The organism is Pseudomonas sp. BRG-100 (assembly GCF_000737955.1).
Lineage (GTDB): Bacteria > Pseudomonadota > Gammaproteobacteria > Pseudomonadales > Pseudomonadaceae > Aquipseudomonas > Aquipseudomonas synxantha_A.
In genome coordinates this window covers 2138738-2158896 of record NZ_JPRX01000001.1, presented here as the reverse complement: position 1 = coordinate 2158896, position 20159 = coordinate 2138738, and the positions used below count along the sequence as shown (strand labels likewise).

The 20159-nt window shown below is 61.6% G+C and carries 15 protein-coding genes; 9 read left to right on the top strand and 6 right to left on the bottom strand.

What is annotated here, in order from left to right; all coding sequences use genetic code 11:
• The first annotated feature begins 5 nt into the window (after positions 1–5).
• The 9 genes from murD to lpxC all read left to right on the top strand — a co-directional run bounded on the left by murD (position 6) and on the right by lpxC (position 10482).
• A complete protein-coding gene (gene murD, locus JH25_RS17735; protein ID WP_032877724.1) occupies positions 6–1352 on the top strand; it encodes a UDP-N-acetylmuramoyl-L-alanine--D-glutamate ligase in 1347 nt (448 codons plus the stop codon).
• Complete coding sequence (ftsW, locus tag JH25_RS17740; RefSeq protein WP_005784942.1) at positions 1349–2572, top strand: putative lipid II flippase FtsW; 1224 nt, start codon at positions 1349–1351, stop codon at positions 2570–2572. The genes murD and ftsW overlap by 4 nt, the downstream gene beginning before the upstream one ends.
• Complete coding sequence (gene murG, locus JH25_RS17745; RefSeq protein WP_032877722.1) at positions 2562–3632, top strand: undecaprenyldiphospho-muramoylpentapeptide beta-N-acetylglucosaminyltransferase; 1071 nt, start codon at positions 2562–2564, stop codon at positions 3630–3632. The genes ftsW and murG overlap by 11 nt, the downstream gene beginning before the upstream one ends.
• Positions 3625–5073 (top strand): UDP-N-acetylmuramate--L-alanine ligase, encoded by a 1449-nt coding sequence (murC, locus tag JH25_RS17750; RefSeq protein WP_005784945.1) that lies wholly within the window; start codon positions 3625–3627, stop codon positions 5071–5073. The genes murG and murC overlap by 8 nt, the downstream gene beginning before the upstream one ends.
• Positions 5070–6026 (top strand): D-alanine--D-alanine ligase, encoded by a 957-nt coding sequence (locus JH25_RS17755; protein ID WP_032877721.1) that lies wholly within the window; start codon positions 5070–5072, stop codon positions 6024–6026. The genes murC and JH25_RS17755 overlap by 4 nt, the downstream gene beginning before the upstream one ends.
• Before the next feature lie 3 nt (positions 6027–6029).
• Positions 6030–6899 carry a cell division protein FtsQ/DivIB gene (locus JH25_RS17760; protein WP_032803262.1) on the top strand — a complete coding sequence of 290 codons (870 nt, stop codon included), beginning with the start codon at positions 6030–6032 and terminating at the stop codon, positions 6897–6899.
• Between the two features lie 15 nt (positions 6900–6914).
• The gene (ftsA, locus tag JH25_RS17765) at positions 6915–8177 is read left to right on the top strand and encodes a cell division protein FtsA (RefSeq protein WP_003188682.1); all 1263 of its coding nucleotides are present in this window, start codon (positions 6915–6917) and stop codon (positions 8175–8177) included.
• 75 nt (positions 8178–8252) lie between these two features.
• Positions 8253–9458, top strand: a complete 1206-nt coding sequence (ftsZ, locus tag JH25_RS17770; RefSeq protein WP_005784951.1) for a cell division protein FtsZ — start codon at positions 8253–8255, stop codon at positions 9456–9458.
• 112 nt (positions 9459–9570) lie between these two features.
• Positions 9571–10482, top strand: coding sequence for a UDP-3-O-acyl-N-acetylglucosamine deacetylase (gene lpxC / locus JH25_RS17775; RefSeq protein ID WP_003171886.1), 912 nt, complete (start codon positions 9571–9573; stop codon positions 10480–10482).
• A 67-nt stretch (positions 10483–10549) separates the two neighbouring features.
• On the opposite strand, the gene JH25_RS17780 is transcribed toward lpxC, so the two are convergent.
• From JH25_RS17780 to JH25_RS17805, 6 genes are all read right to left on the bottom strand, one after another.
• Entirely contained in the window at positions 10550–12034 is a 1485-nt protein-coding gene (locus JH25_RS17780; RefSeq protein WP_032877720.1) for a GGDEF domain-containing protein, read from the bottom strand.
• A gap of 105 nt (positions 12035–12139) precedes the next feature.
• Positions 12140–13462, bottom strand: coding sequence for an OprD family porin (locus JH25_RS17785; RefSeq protein WP_032877718.1), 1323 nt, complete (start codon positions 13460–13462; stop codon positions 12140–12142).
• A 382-nt stretch (positions 13463–13844) separates the two neighbouring features.
• Positions 13845–15209 carry a heavy metal sensor histidine kinase gene (locus JH25_RS17790; RefSeq protein ID WP_032877717.1) on the bottom strand — a complete coding sequence of 455 codons (1365 nt, stop codon included), beginning with the start codon at positions 15207–15209 and terminating at the stop codon, positions 13845–13847.
• Positions 15199–15876, bottom strand: a complete 678-nt coding sequence (locus JH25_RS17795; protein ID WP_005784958.1) for a heavy metal response regulator transcription factor — start codon at positions 15874–15876, stop codon at positions 15199–15201. The genes JH25_RS17790 and JH25_RS17795 overlap by 11 nt, the downstream gene beginning before the upstream one ends.
• Before the next feature lie 7 nt (positions 15877–15883).
• Entirely contained in the window at positions 15884–18979 is a 3096-nt protein-coding gene (locus tag JH25_RS17800; protein WP_032877716.1) for a multidrug efflux RND transporter permease subunit, read from the bottom strand.
• Positions 18976–20142 (bottom strand): efflux RND transporter periplasmic adaptor subunit, encoded by a 1167-nt coding sequence (locus tag JH25_RS17805; protein ID WP_032877715.1) that lies wholly within the window; start codon positions 20140–20142, stop codon positions 18976–18978. Before JH25_RS17805 ends, JH25_RS17800 begins: the two co-directional genes overlap by 4 nt.
• Positions 20143–20159 lie beyond the last annotated feature (17 nt).

Genomic DNA, 20159 nt, shown 5'->3' with positions numbered 1-20159 from the left:
AACGAGTGTCCCTGATCGCTTCAGACCACTTCCGCATCGTTGTCGGCCTCGGCAAGAGCGGCATGTCCCTGGTTCGCTTCCTGGCGAACCGGGGCACGTCGTTTGCCGTGGCCGACACGCGGGAAAATCCACCGGAGCTGGTCACGCTGCGCCGTGACTACCCGCACGTGGAAGTGCGTTGTGGCGAGTTGGATGTCGAGTTTCTGTGCCGTGCCGATGAGCTCTACGTGAGCCCCGGCCTGGCGCTGGCTACACCCGCCCTGCAAGCTGCTGCAGCGCGTGGCGTCAAGTTGTCCGGCGATATCGATCTGTTTGCGCGTAACGCCAAGGCGCCGATCGTGGCCATCAGCGGTTCCAACGCGAAGAGCACCGTGACCACCCTGGTCGGCGAAATGGCGGCTGCGGCCGGCAAGCGCGTGGCCGTGGGCGGCAATCTCGGTGTGCCGGCGCTGGATTTGCTCAGCGACGACGTCGAGTTGTACGTAATGGAGTTGTCGAGCTTCCAGCTGGAAACCACCCACGATCTCGGTGCTGAAGTGGCCACCGTGCTGAACGTCAGCGAAGACCATATGGACCGCTACAGCGGCCTGCCGGCTTATCACCTGGCCAAGCACCGGATCTTCCGTGGCGCCAGGCAATTTGTAGTCAACCGCCAGGATGCCCTGAGCCGTCCGCTGATGGGCGAGGGCATGCCTTGCTGGACTTTCGGCCTGGGCAAACCCGACTTCAAAGGCTTCGGCATTCGCGAAGAGAACGGCGAGAAGTACCTGGCTTTCGAATTCCAGAACCTGATGCCGGTACGCGAATTGAAGATCCGTGGCGCACATAACCAGTCCAATGCCCTGGCTGCCCTGGCGCTTGGTCATGCGGTTGGCCTGCCATTCGACGCCATGCTCGCCAGCCTGCGTACGTTCGCTGGCCTTGAGCATCGCTGCCAGTGGGTACGCGACCTCAATGGCGTGAGCTACTACAACGACTCCAAGGCCACCAACGTCGGTGCCGCCCTGGCTGCCATCGAGGGCCTGGGTGCCGATATCGACGGCAAGCTGGTGCTGATCGCGGGTGGTGATGGCAAGGGCGCCGACTTCAAGGACCTTGCAAATCCGGTCGCCGCCCATTGCCGCGCCGTGGTGCTGATGGGTCGCGATTCGGACCTGATCGCCGCCGCCCTCGGCGACGCGGTGCCGCAAGTACGCGCGACTTCGCTGGATGACGCCATTGCCCAATGCAAAGCCCTGGCCCAGCCGGGTGACGCGGTGCTGCTGTCGCCGGCCTGCGCCAGTTTCGACATGTTCAAGAATTACGAAGAGCGCGGTCAGCTGTTCGCCCGCGCCGTGGAGGCCTTGGCATGAGCCTCAACCTGAAAAACATCATCAAGCCGTACCCGTCGCCGATCATTACCGGGCGCGGCATCGACCTCGATTTCCCGATGCTCGCCGGGTGCCTCGCGCTGCTCGGCCTGGGCCTGGTGATGATCACTTCGGCATCCTCCGAAGTGGCTGCCGTGCAGTCGGGCAATACCCTTTACATGATGATCCGTCACCTGGTGTATCTGGTGATCGGCCTCGGCGCGTGCATCGTCACCATGATGATTCCTATCGCCACCTGGCAGCGTCTGGGCTGGCTGATGCTGATCGGCGCGTTCGGCTTGCTGGTGATGGTGATCGTGCCCGGCATCGGCCGCGAGGTGAACGGTTCGATGCGCTGGATCGGCTTCGGCGCGTTCAACGTGCAGCCCTCGGAGATCGCCAAAGTGTTCGTGGTGATCTACCTGGCCGGTTACCTGGTACGCCGTCAGAAAGAAGTGCGCGAAAGCTGGATGGGCTTCTTCAAACCCTTCATCGTGCTGCTGCCCATGGCCGGGCTATTGCTGATGGAACCCGACTTCGGTGCCACCGTGGTCATGATGGGGGCTGCGGCGGCCATGCTGTTCCTCGGCGGCGTCGGCCTGTTCCGCTTCACCTTGATGGTGGTATTGGCAGTCGCGGCGGTGACCATTCTGGTACAAGCGCAGCCTTACCGGATGGCGCGTCTGATTACCTTTACCGACCCCTGGTCCGATCAGTTCGGTTCCGGCTACCAGTTGACCCAGGCGCTGATTGCCTTCGGTCGCGGCGAGTGGCTGGGCGTGGGCCTGGGCAACAGCGTGCAGAAGCAGTTCTACCTGCCCGAAGCCCACACCGACTTCGTGTTCTCGGTACTGGCCGAAGAGCTGGGTGTCGTGGGTTCGCTGTGCACTGTCGGCCTGTTTGTATTCGTCTGTGTACGCGCCATGTACATCGGTCTGTGGGCCGAGAAGGCCAAGCAGTTCTTTGCCGCCTACGTTGCCTACGGGCTGGCGTTCCTGTGGATCGGCCAGTTCCTGATCAACATCGGTGTGAACGTCGGCCTGTTGCCGACCAAGGGCCTGACCTTGCCGTTCCTCAGCTACGGTGGCAGTTCGTTGGTGATCTGCTGCGCCTGTCTTGGCTTGTTGCTGCGTATCGAGTGGGAGAGTCGAACCCACTTGGGCAGCGAAGAGATGGAGTTCAGCGAAAGCGACTTCGCCGAGGAGCCGACCCATGGGCGCTAACGTGTTGATCATGGCCGGCGGCACCGGGGGGCATGTGTTCCCGGCCCTGGCTTGCGCCCGTGAATTCCAGAACCGCGGCTATACCGTGCACTGGTTGGGTACGCCCCGTGGCATTGAAAACGAGTTGGTGCCCAATGCCGGTTTGCCCCTGCATTTGATCAACGTCACCGGCCTGCGTGGCAAGAGCAAGTTGTCCCTGCTCAAGGCGCCGTTCGTGTTGCTCAAGGCGGTCATGCAGGCACGCAGGATCATCCGCGAACTGAAGCCGGTGTGCGTGCTCGGTTTCGGTGGTTATGTGACCGGCCCTGGTGGCGTTGCGGCGAAGCTCGCTGGCGTACCGGTGATCGTGCACGAACAGAACGCCGTCGCCGGGACTGCCAACCGTCTGCTGGTGCCGTTGGCATCGCGGGTGTGTGAAGCCTTCCCGAAAACCTTCGCTGCCTCGGACAAGCTTCGTACCACCGGTAACCCAGTGCGTACCGAACTGTTCATGGCCATTGCGCGTGACGCTCTGGCCGGCCGCAAGGCGCACCTGCTGATCCTGGGCGGAAGCCTGGGCGCCGAGCCACTGAACAAATTGCTGCCTGAAGCCGTTGCGCAACTTCCTGAGACTCTGCGCCCGGAGATCTTCCATCAGGCCGGCAAGAACCATGATGAAGTCACCGCCACGCGTTATCGCGAGGCCGGTGTGGAGGCCAATGTACAGCCCTTCATCAAAGACATGGCCCAAGCCTATGGCTGGGCCGACCTGGTGGTCTGCCGCGCTGGTGCGCTGACCGTCAGTGAACTGGCCGCTGCCGGTCTGCCGTCGTTGCTGGTGCCTTTGCCCCATGCGATCGACGATCACCAGACCCGCAACGCCGAATATTTGGCCGGGGAGGGCGCTGCCTTCCTGCTGCCGCAAAGAACGACTGGCGCCGCCGATTTGGCCGCACGCCTGACCGAGGTTTTGATGCAACCGGAACGACTCAACAGCATGGCGAGCACCGCAAGCCGCCTGGCCAAACCTGACGCAACCCGCACCGTGGTCGATATCTGCCTGGAGGTGGCCCATGGTTGAGAATCAGAAAGCCATGCCGCAACCCGAGATGCGCCGCATCCGTCGCATTCACTTCGTCGGTATCGGTGGTGTGGGCATGTGCGGCATCGCCGAAGTACTGCTGAACCTGGGCTACCAGGTGTCCGGCTCGGACTTGAAAGAGTCGCCGGTCACCGAGCGTCTGAAGTCCTTCGGTGCGCAGATCTTTATCGGCCACCGTGCCGAGAACGCCGCCGAGGCCGACGTGCTGGTGGTGTCCAGTGCCGTGAACACGTCCAACCCGGAAGTGGCCACCGCCCTTGAACGCCGTATCCCGGTGGTGCCGCGTGCCGAGATGCTCGCCGAACTGATGCGCTATCGCCACGGCATCGCCGTCGCCGGTACCCATGGCAAGACCACCACCACCAGCCTGATCGCTTCGGTGTTCGCCGCCGGTGGCCTGGACCCGACGTTCGTCATCGGTGGCCGCCTGAATGCAGCCGGCACCAATGCCCAGCTCGGCACCAGCCGCTATCTGATCGCCGAAGCCGATGAGAGCGATGCGAGCTTCCTGCACCTGCAACCGCTGGTCGCCGTCGTCACCAACATCGACGAAGACCACATGGCGACCTACGACGGTGACTTCAATAAACTGAAGAAAACCTTCGTCGACTTCCTGCACAACCTGCCGTTCTACGGTCTGGCGGTGGTGTGCCTGGACGATCCGGTGGTGCGTGAAATCCTGCCGCAGGTCAAGCGTCCGACCGTGACCTACGGCTTCAGCGAAGACGCCGATGTGCGCGCAATCAATGTACGCCAGGAAGGCATGCAAACCTTCTTCACCGTGCTGCGTCCCGACCGCGAACCGCTGGATGTCTCGGTGAACATGCCGGGCAACCACAACGTGCTGAACTCCCTGGCGACCATCTGCATCGCCACCGATGAGGGCGTCAGCGATGAAGCCATCGTCGAAGGGCTGTCGCGCTTTGCCGGTGTCGGCCGTCGCTTCCAGGTCTACGGCCAGTTGCCGGTTGAAGGCGGTGACGTGATGCTGGTGGACGACTACGGTCACCACCCGACCGAAGTTGCCGCTGTGATCAAGGCCGTGCGCGGCGGCTGGCCGGAGCGCCGCCTGGTGATGGTTTACCAGCCGCACCGCTACAGCCGTACCCGCGACCTGTACGACGATTTCGTCAATGTGCTGGCCGATGCCAACGTGCTGCTGCTGATGGAGGTTTACCCGGCCGGTGAAGAACCGATCCCGGGCGCTGACAGCCGCAAGCTGTGCAACAGCATCCGCCAGCGTGGCCAACTGGACCCGATCTACATCGAGCGTGGCGTCGACCTGGCCCCTATCGTCAAGCCGTTGCTGCGCGCCGGCGACATCCTGCTGTGCCAGGGTGCCGGTGATATCGGTGGCCTTGCGCCCAAGTTGCTGGCGAGCCCGCTGTTTGCAGCCGTGGCAAAGGGGGCGTCGAAATGATCACTGACTACGGCTCCCTGTTTTCCACTGTCGCGCCTGCCGATTTCGGTCGCGTCGCTGTGCTGTTCGGCGGCAAGAGCGCTGAGCGCGAAGTGTCGCTCAAGTCCGGCAATGCCGTGCTCCAGGCGCTGCAAAGTGCCGGTGTGAACGCCTTTGGCATCGACGTCGGCGATGACTTCCTCGCCCGTCTGCAAGCCGAGAAGATCGACCGCGCCTTCATCATCCTCCATGGTCGTGGCGGTGAAGACGGCAGCATGCAAGGCCTGCTCGAATGTGCCGGCATCCCCTACACCGGTAGCGGTATCCTCGCTTCCGCGCTGGCGATGGACAAATTGCGCACCAAGCAGGTGTGGCACAGCCTGGGTATTCCGACCCCGCGTCACGCCGTGCTGTGCAGCGAAGACGATTGTATTTCTGCGGCCAAGGAACTGGGCCTGCCTTTGATCGTCAAACCAGCCCATGAAGGCTCCAGTATCGGCATGGCTAAAGTGAACTCGGCCGCCGAATTGATCGACGCATGGAAAGCGGCAAGTACCTACGATTCGCAAGTGTTGGTGGAACAGTGGATTTCCGGTCCCGAGTACACCATCGCCACCCTGCGTGGCCAGGTATTGCCGCCCATCGCTTTGGGCACGCCCCACACCTTTTATGACTACGACGCCAAGTACCTGGCTTCCGATACCCAGTACCGGATCCCATGTGGCCTCGAAGCAACCAAGGAACAGCAATTGATGGACCTCACGGCGAAAGCCTGTGAGGCGTTGGGTATCGCCGGTTGGGCGCGGGCAGACGTGATGCAGGATGACCAAGGGAATTTCTGGTTCCTTGAAGTTAACACCGCACCGGGGATGACCGACCACAGCCTGGTGCCGATGGCCGCTCGCGCAGCCGGCCTGGATTTTCAGCAGTTGGTGCTGGCGATCCTGGCGGCAAGTATCGAGTCACGAGGCTAAGACATGAAAGGCGCATCGCTTCGTCATCAGCCCCCACAAGCACCGAGCCGCAAGCCGGTGCCACGGGGTGCCAGCCGCATGGTGGCCAAAGAGCCGATGTCGGCGCGCCTGCCCAAAGCCAACTTTGGTTTTATCAAGGCGCTGTTCTGGCCGGTGTTGCTGGTGGTGCTGGGGTTCGGTACCTACGAAGGCGCGCAACGCCTGCTGCCGTATGCCGACCGGCCGATCACCAAGATCAGCGTGCAGGGCGACTTGAGCTACATCAGCCAGCAGGCGGTACAGCAGCGCATCGGCCCGTACCTGGCCGCGAGCTTCTTTACTATCGACCTGGCCGGTATGCGCTCGGAGCTGGAACAGATGCCGTGGATCGCACACGCCGAAGTGCGCCGCGTATGGCCCGACCAGGTCACGATCCGCCTGGAAGAACAACTGCCCGTGGCCCGTTGGGGTGATGAAGCGCTGTTGAACAACCAGGGCCAGGCGTTCACCCCGCGTGAGCTGGCCAACTATGAGCACCTGCCGCAGCTGTTCGGGCCGCAGCGGGCGCAGCAGCAAGTGATGCAGCAGTACCAGGCCTTGAGCCAGATGCTGCGGCCACTGGGCTTCTCCATTGCACGCCTGGAACTGCGTGAACGGGGCAGCTGGTTTTTGACGACCGGGGCAGGCAGTTCCGGCCCGGGCATCGAGTTGTTGCTGGGACGCGACCGCTTGGTGGAAAAGATGCGCCGCTTTATTGCCATCTATGAAAAAACCTTGAAAGAACAGATTACGAACATTGCGAGCGTCGACCTGCGTTACGCCAACGGCCTGGCCGTCGGCTGGCGTGCACCGGCCGCGCCCACGGCAGCACAACCCGCTGTCGCGAAGAATTAAGAAGAGGCAGGACCCATGGCAAACGTGCAAAGCGGCAAAATGATCGTCGGTCTCGATATCGGCACCTCCAAGGTGGTGGCGCTGGTGGGCGAGGTTGGGGAAGACGGCGCGATCGAAATCGTCGGTATTGGCACGCATCCGTCCCGGGGCCTGAAGAAGGGCGTGGTGGTGAACATCGAGTCCACCGTGCAATCGATCCAGCGCGCCATCGAAGAAGCGCAGCTGATGGCCGGTTGCCGGATTCACTCGGCGTTCGTCGGCGTGGCCGGCAACCATATCCGCAGCCTGAATTCCCATGGCATCGTGGCGATCCGCGACCGTGAAGTCAGCTCGGCCGACCTTGAGCGCGTCCTCGACGCCGCCCAGGCCGTGGCGATCCCGGCTGACCAGCGCGTGCTGCACACCCTGCCGCAGGACTACGTGATCGATAACCAGGAAGGCGTGCGCGAGCCCCTGGGCATGTCGGGCGTACGTCTGGAAGCCAAGGTCCACGTGGTGACCTGCGCCGTCAACGCCGCACAGAACATTGAAAAATGCGTGCGCCGTTGCGGCCTGGAAATCGACGACATCATTCTCGAGCAGTTGGCTTCGGCCTACTCGGTACTCACCGACGACGAAAAAGAGCTGGGCGTGTGCCTGGTGGACATCGGCGGCGGCACCACCGACATCGCGATCTTCACCGAGGGTGCGATCCGTCACACCGCGGTGATCCCGATTGCCGGCGACCAGGTCACCAACGACATCGCCATGGCGTTGCGTACACCGACCCAGTACGCCGAAGAAATCAAGATCCGCTACGCCTGCGCCCTGGCCAAACTGGCCGGTGCCGGCGAGACCATCAAGGTGCCAAGCGTGGGCGACCGTCCACCGCGCGAACTGTCGCGCCAGGCTCTGGCCGAAGTGGTCGAGCCGCGCTACGACGAACTGTTCACCCTGATCCAGGCCGAACTGCGTCGCAGCGGCTACGAAGATTTGATCCCGGCCGGCATCGTGCTGACCGGTGGCACCTCGAAAATGGAAGGCGCGGTCGAACTGGCCGAAGAGATCTTCCACATGCCTGTGCGCCTGGGCGTGCCCCATGGCGTGAAAGGCCTGGGCGACGTCGTGCGCAACCCGATTTATTCCACCGGTGTGGGCTTGCTGTTGTACGGGCTGCAAAAGCAGACCGATGGCATTTCCTTGTCGGGCCCGAGCATCCGCGACAGCTACCGCAGTGACGACGAAGCCAAAGCGCCGTTGTTCGAGCGGTTGCAGGCTTGGGTCAAAGGCAATTTCTAAAGATTTACCGCGACACCGCAGCACCCGCAGTAAGCAGTAGGCGAAAAAACTAGAGAAAACGAAAGGAGAGGGAACATGTTTGAACTCGTAGACAACATCCCCGCTAGCCCGGTTATCAAAGTAATCGGTGTCGGCGGTGGCGGCGGCAACGCTGTCAACCACATGGTCAAGAGCAACATTGAAGGCGTTGAATTCATCTGCGCCAACACTGATGCCCAGGCGCTGAAAAGCATCGGCGCGCGGACCATCCTGCAATTGGGCACAGCGGTGACCAAGGGCCTCGGCGCTGGCGCCAATCCGGAAGTCGGCCGTCAAGCCGCTCTGGAAGACCGCGAGCGTATTGCCGAAGTGCTGCAAGGCACCAACATGGTGTTCATCACCACCGGCATGGGCGGCGGTACCGGTACCGGTGCTGCTCCGATCATTGCCGAAGTAGCCAAGGAAATGGGGATTCTGACCGTTGCGGTCGTGACGCGTCCGTTCCCGTTCGAAGGCCGCAAGCGCATGCAGATCGCCGACGAAGGTATCCGTCTGCTGTCTGAAAGCGTCGACTCGTTGATCACCATCCCCAACGAGAAACTGCTGACCATCCTGGGCAAGGACGCAAGCCTGCTGTCTGCGTTCGCCAAGGCTGACGATGTACTGGCCGGTGCCGTTCGCGGTATCTCCGACATCATCAAGCGTCCGGGCATGATCAACGTCGACTTTGCCGACGTTCGTACCGTCATGAGCGAAATGGGCATGGCGATGATGGGCACTGGCTGCGCCAGCGGTCCTAACCGTGCACGCGAAGCGACCGAAGCGGCCATCCGCAACCCGTTGCTCGAAGACGTGAACCTGCAAGGTGCACGCGGCATCCTGGTGAACATCACCGCAGGTCCCGACCTGTCCCTGGGTGAGTACTCCGACGTGGGTAGCATCATCGAAGCCTTCGCGTCCGAGCACGCCATGGTCAAGGTGGGTACCGTTATCGATCCGGACATGCGTGATGAACTGCATGTAACCGTGGTTGCGACCGGCCTGGGTGCGAAAATCGAGAAGCCTGTAAAGGTCATCGACAACACCCTGCACAACAGCCAGGTCAGCCAGGCTAATCAGGCAGCGGCCGCTGCAGCACCTGCTCGCCAGGAACTGCCGTCGGTGAACTACCGTGATCTGGACCGTCCGACCGTGATGCGCAACCAGGCCCAGGCCGGTGCTGCTGCATCCCGTAGCCTGAATCCGCAAGATGATCTGGACTACCTGGACATCCCGGCATTCCTTCGTCGTCAGGCCGATTAATGGAATGTATCAGGGCTATGAAGGTGATTGGTGTTCAGCAAAGGTCTGGTCTGTTATTATCGCCAGCCTTTGTTGATACCAGTTCGCAATTTGCGCTGAAGCGGTCCAAGCCATGATTAAACAACGCACCCTGAAGAATATTATCCGTGCCACAGGTGTAGGTCTGCACTCCGGGGAGAAGGTATACCTGACCCTCAAGCCCGCACCTGTCGACACCGGCATCGTGTTTGTTCGTGCCGACCTGGACCCTGTGGTGCAGATTCCTGCTCGCGCGGAAAACGTTGGCGAAACCACGATGTCGACCACTCTGGTCAACGGTGACGTCAAAGTGGACACGGTGGAGCACTTGCTCTCGGCCATGGCTGGCCTGGGCATCGATAACGCCTACGTCGAGCTCTCCGCGTCCGAAGTCCCGATCATGGATGGCAGCGCTGGACCCTTCGTATTCTTGATTCAATCTGCCGGCCTGGAAGAACAGGACGCAGCCAAGAAGTTCATTCGCATTCTGCGGGAAGTGACAGTAGAAGACGGCGACAAGCGCGCCACCTTCGTCCCGTTCGAAGGCTTTAAAGTGAGCTTTGAGATCGATTTCGATCACCCGGTATTCCGTGACCGCACCCAAAGTGCAAGCGTGGATTTTTCCAGCACTTCGTTCGTAAAAGAAGTCAGCCGCGCCCGTACCTTTGGTTTCATGAGTGACATCGAGTACCTGCGCAAGCACAATCTCGCACTCGGCGGCAGCGTTGAAAACGCCATTGTGGTCGACGCGGATGGTGTACTGAACGAAGACGGCCTTCGCTACGAAGACGAATTCGTGAAGCACAAGATCCTCGATGCAATCGGTGACCTCTACCTGCTGGGCAATAGCCTGATAGGCGAGTTCAAAGGCTTCAAGTCGGGCCACGCCCTTAACAACCAGCTGCTGCGCAAGTTGATTGAGCAGACAGACGCTTGGGAAGTCGTGACCTTCGAAGATGCCAGCACCGCACCGATCTCTTACATGCGTCCCGTTGCGGCGGTGTAAGTAACAACTCTCTTTCTTTAGTTTTTAAAGGCTGCCTTCGGGTGGCCTTTTTTTATGGCGCGCCGTTTTATATGGGATGGGTTGCCGCATCCACAATGCGGTTACGCCCACTGTGCTTGGCCTCATACAACGCTTGGTCAGCCTTGAGCAGCAAGTCCTCAAGGGTGATACGGCTGTGCTTGTGCCAGGTACTCATGCCGATGCTCACCGTGATCGGCTGATCATCCCCGGCCACCTGCGGCAAATGCTGAACGCTCTGGCGGATACGCTCGGCGATCACCCAGGCGCCCTTGGCGTCGGTATGGGGCAGCACCGCGGCGAACTCTTCACCGCCATAACGCGCGGCCAGGTCGGCCGGGCGACGGATAGTGCTGTTGATTACCTGCGCGACTGCCCGCAACGCATCATCCCCACCCTGATGGCCGTGGCGGTCGTTGAAGGCCTTGAAGTGGTCCACGTCGATCATCAGCACAGTCAGCGGCTCGGTTGAGCGCTGCGCACGGTCCCATTCCATACGCAAACGCTCGTCCAGAGTACGACGGTTGGCCAGGCCGGTGAGGGCGTCGGTGGCTGCCAGTTCTGACAGCACTTGCTCAGCACGATGGCGACGGCGCAATTCCATGCACAGCGCCCAGGTCAGCCACAACAGACCCACGCATAACACCCCCGTCGCAAGGCTGACCAGCCACGCTGCGCGCCGCCAGGGCGCGAACACTTCATCACTGGAAAGGGCCACCGCAACGATCAATGGCAAATTGCCCACATTGGAGAAACTGTAAAGGCGTGCCTGATGGTCGACACTGGAGATGCTTTGGAAACTGCCGTCCCGTTCACGCAGCATACGTGCGACGTTGGGGCGTTGGCTCAGGTCCTTATTGATGATATCCGCTTCCAGCAAAGGCTCTTGCGCCAGCAGGATGCCTTGGTGGTTGAGCAGGTTGATCGTGCTGTTGCTGCCGATATTCAGGCTGGTGAACAGCTGGTGGAAGTACGACAGGCGCATGGACGCGACGGCGACTCCCAGGAAGCGCCCGTCCGGTGACGAAACGCGGCGGCTGAACGCGATGCGCCATTGGTCATCGCACACACAGCGGGCCATGAACGGACGGCTGATGTACAACCCCACGTCCGGATTCTGGCGGTGAACCTGAAAATAGTCCCGATCAGCGAAGTTGCCGGGCTTGATCGTGAGCAGTGACGAGTCGGCAATCACCTCGCCGGTGGGATCCAGCAACAGGACATCGCCCTTGTATGGCGCGGCGGCGGAGCGGTCGAACAGCACCAACTGACGGATACTCGCGGATACATCCTGCAGGTCAGTACGTTCGGTAGCGGTGATCAAACCCTTGAGGCCCACATCGTAGAGTTCGACATTGCGCAACACGTCGGCGTCGATCAATTGGGTGATGGTATTGGCGGTGCGCTTGGCCGTCTGCAAGGTATTGGCGTGTTCACGAATCAGCAGCGCCGTGACGACTCCCACGATCAGCAACACTGTCAGCGTGCTGCCCAGAATAAGCAGGCGCTCAGGGCGGGTAAGGCTTGGGCTCATCGGACGCACTTCTGCTTTGAGGATGCCAATAGCTTAGTAGCAACTCTGGAATAGGTCGCAGAACCCAAATGTGGGAGCAATCCCCCTCCCACATTTGGAACGTTGTCAGAAGATGTTGATGGGGTAATCCACAATCACACGGTACTCATCCACATCCCGATCCACTGCCGAGTAGCCATTGCTTCCTCGATTAGTCGCCCATTGCAGGCGCACGGCCAGGTCCTTGGCCTTGCCACCCTGCACCACATATTTCACGTCGATATCCCGTTCCCAATGCTTGGCGTCCTTGCCGTCGGCGCTGTACCAACTGCTGTAGCCACGACTGTTGGGGTCGACCTTGGTCAGGTCGGTCTTGCCGCTGATGTAGGACACGGCAGACGTCAGCCCCGGCACGCCGAGGCCGGCGAAGTCGTAGGCGTACTTGAGCTTCCAGGAGCGCTCGTTGGGGCCGTTGAAGTCCGAGTACTGCTGGGAGTTGTCCAGGTACACGCTGTCGCCCTGGGTGATGTAGTCGAACGGCGTGTTGCCGTTGACCCGCTGATAGGTGGCCGTGACGCTGTGGTTGCCCACGCCTACAGTGAAATGCAGGCTGTAGGTGTTGTTGTCGATATCACCCAGCAGCGATTGGCCGGTGTCCTGGGTGTGGTAGTAGTGCAGGCCGGGGGTCAGGCTGACCAGATCATTGAGGGCGTAGGTATATTCGAGGTCGTAGTAGTACTGGTGCCATACGTCCTTGAGTTCGGAGGCGTACAGGTTGCTGGTCAACCCGGCAATGCCGCTGAACGACACGCCGGCCCAGTCCAGGTGCTGGCTGTCGGCATTGGCCGGCAATGCACCGTAGCTGGTGCCGATGCGCCGATGGCCGCTCTGGTTGTAGAGCTTGGTAAAGCTGGCCTGGCCGCCTTCGATCATCCAGCCGTCAAAGCTGTGGTTGGTCAGGCTTACACCCCGGAACGTCTGCGGCAACATGCGCGTCATGCCGCCGGCGATCACCGGGTTGTTGAGGAACAGGTCGCCGGCTTTCAGTTCGGTATCGAAGGCACGCATTTTCAAGGTGCCGCCGGCGGTGGAAAACGAACCCGGTGCCTTGCCGTTGCCGCTGCCGTAGGGAAGGATGCTGGAGCCATCAGTGCCGCCGCCGCCGTCGAGCTTCAGGCCGAGCATGGCGTTGACGTCCAGGCCAAAGCCGACGGTGCCCTGGGTGTAGCCGGACTCGAAAGTGCCGATAAAGCCCTGGCCCCATTCCTTGCTGTCATCGGTATGGATGTCGCGACGGTCGCGGTTCATGTAGTAGTTGCGGGTGTTGACCGTGAGGTGCGAACCCTCGACGAAGCCTTCGTCGGGCGGGGCGTCCGCCGCGTGGGCAAGGGGGATGATCGTTGCTGCGATTGCGAGGAATAACGGGGTGAACGTCAGCGAGTTCTTCACCGGTGGAGCTCCTTTGGTCAATCATGAACGGCCAGTGTCGTGGGGTGTGCCCGGCCTTTTTTCACGGCAAAAAAAAGCCGCTGAAGTCAGCGGCTTTAAGACAGATTCCCAGTGTAGAGCCCTGGAAATAAGTCGAGGGAAATTCGGGTAAGCGGGTCAGCTGCCTTTGCCGTCGCGCTCATCGATGCGTCAAAGTAACGCAGGCGAGCGGTGCGATACAGAGTGTAACAAGATAATAACTATTGCCCAAATCGCAACAGTGTGGGCGATAGGATCTTCTGTGGGAGCTGGCTTGCCTGCGATGCAGACACCTCGGTATGCCAGGCGCACCGGGGTGATGCTATCGCAGGCAAGCCAGCTCCCACATTTTTGACCGAGTTGTTTAGACCGGAAGGGTGATACCAAAGGTATTGCCACCGCCTTCGCTGCGCACAAACACATCCCCGCCGTGCATCAACGCAATCGCCTTGACGATCGCCAGCCCCAGCCCGTGATTGGCCCCGCTGTTGCTGCGTGATGCATCCACCCGGTAGAAACGTTCGAACAGGCGTGGCAAGTGTTCGCTGGCGATCGCCTCGCCCGGGTTGGTCACGCCGATCGCTACCTGTTGCCCCTGCACCTGGATGTGCACGTTGATAACCTGTCCGGGCGCGGTATGTTGCACGGCATTGCTCAGCAGGTTGATCAGCGCACGCCGCAGGTGGGCCTTTTCGATATGCACCCGGGCGTCGCCGTGCACCCGCACCCGCACCTGAGCGTCTTCGAGGATGAAGTCCAGATAGTCGAGGGTGGTGGCCACTTCATCGGCCAGTGAGCATTCGATCAGCTTGGTGGCTTTGCTGCCCTGGTCGGCGCTGGCGAGGAACAGCATGTCGTTGATGATCGAGCGCAGCCGTTCCAGCTCTTCCAGGTTCGATTGCAACACCTCGAAATAGTGCTCGGCCGAACGCCCGCGGGTCAGTGCGACTTGGGTCTGGCCGATCAGGTTGGTCAGCGGCGAGCGCAGTTCATGGGCCACGTCGGCGTTGAACGATTCCAGGCGCGAGTAGGCTTGTTCCACGCGGTCGAGAGTGGCATTGAACGAATTGACGAACAGGCTCAACTCCGGCGGCAGCGGTGACAATTTCAAGCGCCCCGAGAGTTTGGGCGGGGCGAGTTTGCGCGCTTCGTCGGAGAGCTTTTCCAGTGGCTTCAAGCCGATGCGCGCAACCCAGAAACCCAGCAGCGCGGCCATGACCACACCCACCATTGCCAGGCTGATCAACGCCACCAGCAAATGATGCTGGGTGGCGCGGAAGTTTTCGGTGTCGATGGCGATCATAAAGCGCAACGCCGGGCGCTGGTCCTTGGCCGCAAACTGGCTGACCAGCACCTTGAACGGATAAGCGTGGCCGGGCAGGCGCAGGTCGCGCTTGCCCGTCGGGCCCTGTGCAAAGGCGCGGATTTGCGCGTCCGGCTCGCCATATTCATAGCTCGGGTCGCTGCTGACCACCCAGAATCGAATGCGCTTGTCTTCTTCGCCCAGCAGCTTGAGCTTGGACTTTATCTTGACCCAATGCTCCGGCGTGCCGAAGCGGTTCACCGACGATTCCAGCACGCTGTAGCGCGCATCCAGTTCGGCGCCCGGCAACAACCCCAGGCCGCGATCCACCTGCTGGTACAGCGCGCCGCCGATCAACACGAAGATCAGCAGCGCCACCAGGGTAAACATGCCGCTCAGGCGCAGGGCGATGGAGTTAGCCGACACTGCGGTTCTCCAGCACATAGCCCATGCCACGAATGGTGTGCAGCAGCTTGTGTTCGAACGGCCCGTCGAGCTTGGCGCGCAGGCGCTTGATCGCCACTTCCACCACGTTGGCATCGCTGTCGAAATTGATGTCCCAGACCATCTCGGCAATCGCGGTCTTGGACAGGATTTCTCCCTGGCGACGCGCCAACACGCTGAGCAGCGAGAACTCCTTGGCGGTCAGGTCCAGGCGTACACCGTTGCGACTGGCCTTGCGGCTGATCAAGTCGATCCACAGGTCGGCGACGGTTACCTGCACCGGCTCATGGCCTCCGCTGCGGCGGGTCAGGGCTTGCAGGCGCGCCACCAGCTCAAGAAACGAAAACGGCTTGCCCAGGTAATCATCGGCGCCCTCACGCAGGCCGCGAATGCGGTCCTCCACGCGCTCGCGGGCGGTGAGCATGATCACCGGCGTCTGCTTGCGGGCGCGCAACGCCCGCAATACGCCAAAGCCGTCCAGGCCGGGGAGCATCACGTCGAGCACGATCACCGCGTATTCATTCTCCAGCGCCAGGTGCAGGCCCTCGACGCCTTCGCGTGCCACATCGACGGTGTAGCCTTGCTCTGTCAGGCCACGGTGCAGGTAGTCTGCGGTTTTCTCTTCATCTTCAATAATCAGGACGCGCATGACCGCCTCAGTGTGTGGTCGCCAGCGCCAGCGCTGGTTTGGGCCTGTGGAAAGTCCGTTCAAGGTACAAGTATATGACCGGAGTCGTGAACAGCGTCAGCGCCTGGCTCACCAGCAAGCCTCCCACCACCGCAATGCCCAGCGGTTGACGCAGTTCCGCCCCCGGGCCCGAGCCCAGCATCAAGGGCACCGCGCCGAGCAGGGCGGCGAGGGTGGTCATGATGATCGGTCGGAACCGCGTGACGCAGGCTTCATAAATTGCATCCTCCGGCGTCAGCCCGCGCATGCGCTGGGCCTCCAGTGCAAAGTCGATCATCAAAATGCCGTTTTTCTTGACGATGCCGATCAGCAACACCAGGCCGATCAAGGCCATGATCGAAAAGTCCTGGCCCAGCAGCCACAGCATGATCAGCGCCCCCAGGCCCGCCGAGGGCAGGGTGGAAATGATCGTCAGCGGGTGCACGAAACTCTCGTACAGCACACCCAGGATGATGTACACCGCCACCAGCGCTGCGAGGATCAGCCACGGTTGGCTGGCCAGCGAACTCTGGAACGCCTGGGCCGCGCCCTGGAAGTTGCCGATGAGGGTGCTCGGCATACCGATGTCGCTCTTGGCCTGGTCGAGCATGATCACCGCGTCGCCCAGGGCCACGCCGGGCGCCAGGTTGAACGACAGGTTGGCGGCGGGGAACATGCCGTCATGGCTGATGGACAACGGCCCCACGCTGGGCGGCTCGACCCTGGCCAGTGCCGACAGCGGCACCATTTCGTTGGTCAGCGGCGAGCGCAGGTAAAAGTAGTTGAGGCTTTCGGCCTTGCCGCGTTGCTGGCTGTCCAGTTCGAGTATCACCTGGTACTGGTTGATCTCGGTCTGAAACTCGTTGATCTGGCGCTGGCCGAAGGCGTCGTACAGCGCCTGGTCGACATCGGTGGCGGTCAGGCCGAAGCGGGCAGCGGCCTGGCGGTCGATGTTGATGTGGGTAATGCTGCCGCCCAGTTGCAGGTCGTTGGACAGGTCACGAAACGCCGGGTTGCTGCGCAGTTTCTCGGTGAGGCGTTGGGTCCAGGTGTTGAGCGTCGGGCCGTCGTTGCTCTTGAGCACGTATTGGTACTGGGCGCGGCTGGGGCCGGAGCTCAAGTTGATGTCCTGGCCGGCGCGCAGGTACAGCACGATACCGGGCACCTTCGCCAGTTGCGGGCGCAGGCGGTCGATGAACTGGCTGGCGGACACGTCGCGATCACCGCGATCTTTCAAGGCAATCCAGAAGCGCCCGTTGGCGATGGTCTGGTTGCTGCCGGTGACGCCCACCGAGTGGGAAAACGCCTGCACCGCCGGGTCGGCCTTGACGATGTCCGCCAGGGCCTTGTGCTTGGCGACCATGTCCTTGTAGGACACATCGGCCGCCGCCTCGCTGGTGCCGAGCACGAAACCGGTGTCCTGCACCGGGAAGAAACCCTTGGGGATAAACACATAACCGACCACGGCCAGGGCCAGGGTCACCACGAAGATCGCCGCCATGCTGCGTTGGTGCGCCAGTGCCCGGCGCAGGTTGCGCGCGTAGCCGGCCAGCAGGCGCTCGCTGAAGGTGGGTTTGGCGTGGGCAGGATGGCTCGGTGCGCGCATGAACAAGGCGGCCAGGGTAGGTGCCAATGTCAGCGAAACCACCACCGAAATCAGGATGGTGGAGGTGGCCGTCAGCGCGAATTCCTTGAACAACCGCCCGACCACGCCGCCCATGAACAGCAGCGGAATAAACGCCGCCACCAGCGAGAAGCTGATGGACACCACGGTAAAGCCGATTTCGCCGGCCCCCTTGATCGCCGCTTCGCGCTGGCCCAGGCCGGCCTCCAGGTGCCGATGGATGTTCTCCACCACCACAATCGCATCGTCCACCACGAAGCCCACGGCGATCACGATAGCGACCAGGGTCAGGTTGTTCAGGCTGAACCCCATCACGTACATCAGGGCAAAACTGGCCACCAGCGATACACCCAGCACGGCCGAAACAATCAGTGTCGCCGAGAGCTGGCGCAAAAACAGCGCCATCACCGCCACCACCAGCAGGATGGCGATCAGCAGGGTCATTTCCACTTCATGCAGGGAGGCGCGGATGGTCTTGGTGCGGTCGGTCAATACGCTGACCTGCACCGAGGCCGGCAACATGCCTTGCAGGCGCGGCAGTTCGGCCTGGATGCGGTCGACGGTTTCGACGATGTTGGCGCCGGGCTGACGCGAAATCACCAGGTTGACCCCTGGCGTATCACCGGACCAGGCTTGCACATAGGCGTTTTCCGAACCATTGATGACGTTGGCGATATCGCGCAGTTGCACCGGTGCGCCGTCTTTGTAGGAAACGATCAACTGGCCGTAGTCTTCGGGGTGAAACAGCTGGTCGTTGGTCGACAGGGTCGAGACGCTGTTCTCGCCATAGATCGCGCCCTTGGCCAAGTTGAGGCTCGACTGCTGAATGGCCAGGCGTATGTCGGCGAGGGTCAGCCCGATGGCCGCGAGTTTGTCGGGGGAGGCCTGCACGCGAATCGCCGGGCGTTGCTGGCCGGTGATGTTGATCTGGCCGACGCCGTCGATCTGGCTGATCTGGCGCGCCAGCAGGGTTTCCACATAATCACTCAGCTCGGTGCTGGGCATGCTGCCTGAACTGACGCTGAGGATCAGCACCGGGCTGTCCGCCGGGTTGACCTTTCTCCAGGTCGGCAAGTTCGGCATATCGCTGGGCAGCTTGCCGGAGGCGGTGTTGATCGCGGCCTGGACTTCCTGGGCGGCGGTGTCGATGCTTTTTTCCAGAGTGAACTGCAACGTCAAAAGGCTTGAGCCCAAGGCGCTGCTGGAGGTCATCTGGGTCACGCCGGGGATGGCACTGAATTGCACTTCCAGGGGCGTGGCCACTGATGAGGCCATGGTGTCCGGGCTGGCACCGGGCAGTTGCGCGGTGACCTGGATCGTCGGAAATTCCGCTTCCGGCAACGGGGCGATGGACAGGCGTGGGAAGGCGATGACCCCCAGCAGTACCAAGGCAAACGTCAACAACAGGGTGGCGACCGGGTGATCAACGCACCAGGCCGAGGGCGAACGGCTGCCGCTCATGGTTGCACCGTGGCGTCAGCGGTCTGGATCACCTGTGGTGGCTCCTTGAGTACTTCCACCTGGGCGCCGGCCTTGAGCCGCGACTGACCGTCGCTGACCAGCACGTCCCCGGCCTGCACGCCGGTGATGATGTTGATCTCGCTGTCCTGATAGGCAACCTGTACCGGCACCACTTCTGCTTTATCACCGTTGACCCGGTACACGAAGTGCGAGTCCAGCCCACGCTGTACTACGGTCGGTGGTACCACTAGAACATGCTTGTCGAGGGCCGTCTGGATCTTGATGGTCACCAGTTGCCCCGGCCACAGCTTTTGCGCAGGGTTGTTGAACTCGGCCTTGGCCCGCAGGGTGCCAGTGGTGGAGCTGATCTGGTTGTCGATCAGGCTCAGGTGGCCTTCGCCGAGCAGGTGGCCGGTGTCGCCGTCGGTATCGGCGCCCAGGTAGGCGTCGACGCTGGCCGGGGTTGGCGCCGCGATCAGACCCTGCAGGGTCGGCAGCATCTGCTGCGGCAGGGAGAACTCAACGGCGATCGGGTCGAGCTGGGTGACGGAGAACAACCCCTGGGTGTCGCTCATGCGCAGGAAATTACCTTCATCCACACTGCGAATGCCCACGCGACCACTGACGGGGGAGCGAATCTGGGTGTAGGAAAGTTGTACCTGAGCAGCATCAATCGCAGCCTGATTGCCTTGCACGGTGGCCCTGAGCTGGTTCACCAATGCCTGCTGCTGGTCATAGGTCTGCTTTGATACGCCGTCGTCAATGCTCAGTGCCTTGTAGCGCTTGAGGTTGACCAGTGCCACTTGCAACTGCGCCTGGCTTTCACCCAGTTGCGCCTTGGCCTGGTCGAGGCTGGCGCGGATCGAGCGGTCATCGAGGGTCGCCAGCAGGTCACCGGCCCTCACCGACTGACCTTCTTTGACCAGCAATCGGGTGAGAATGCCGTCGATCTGCGGGCGAATCACCACATTGTGCAACGACAGCACCGAGCCGATGCCGCTGACAAACCGCGGAACATCCTGTTGCGTCACGCTCACCACCCGCACGGGAATGGCGGTAGGCGCCGCCAGCCGTGCTTTGACCGGCCGGGTCAATGCCCAGGCTGCGACAGCCAGTATCAGGAGGGCACCCACTATCAGGGCCATGTTTCGTTTGATCTGCATAGGAGGGCGCCGGCGCA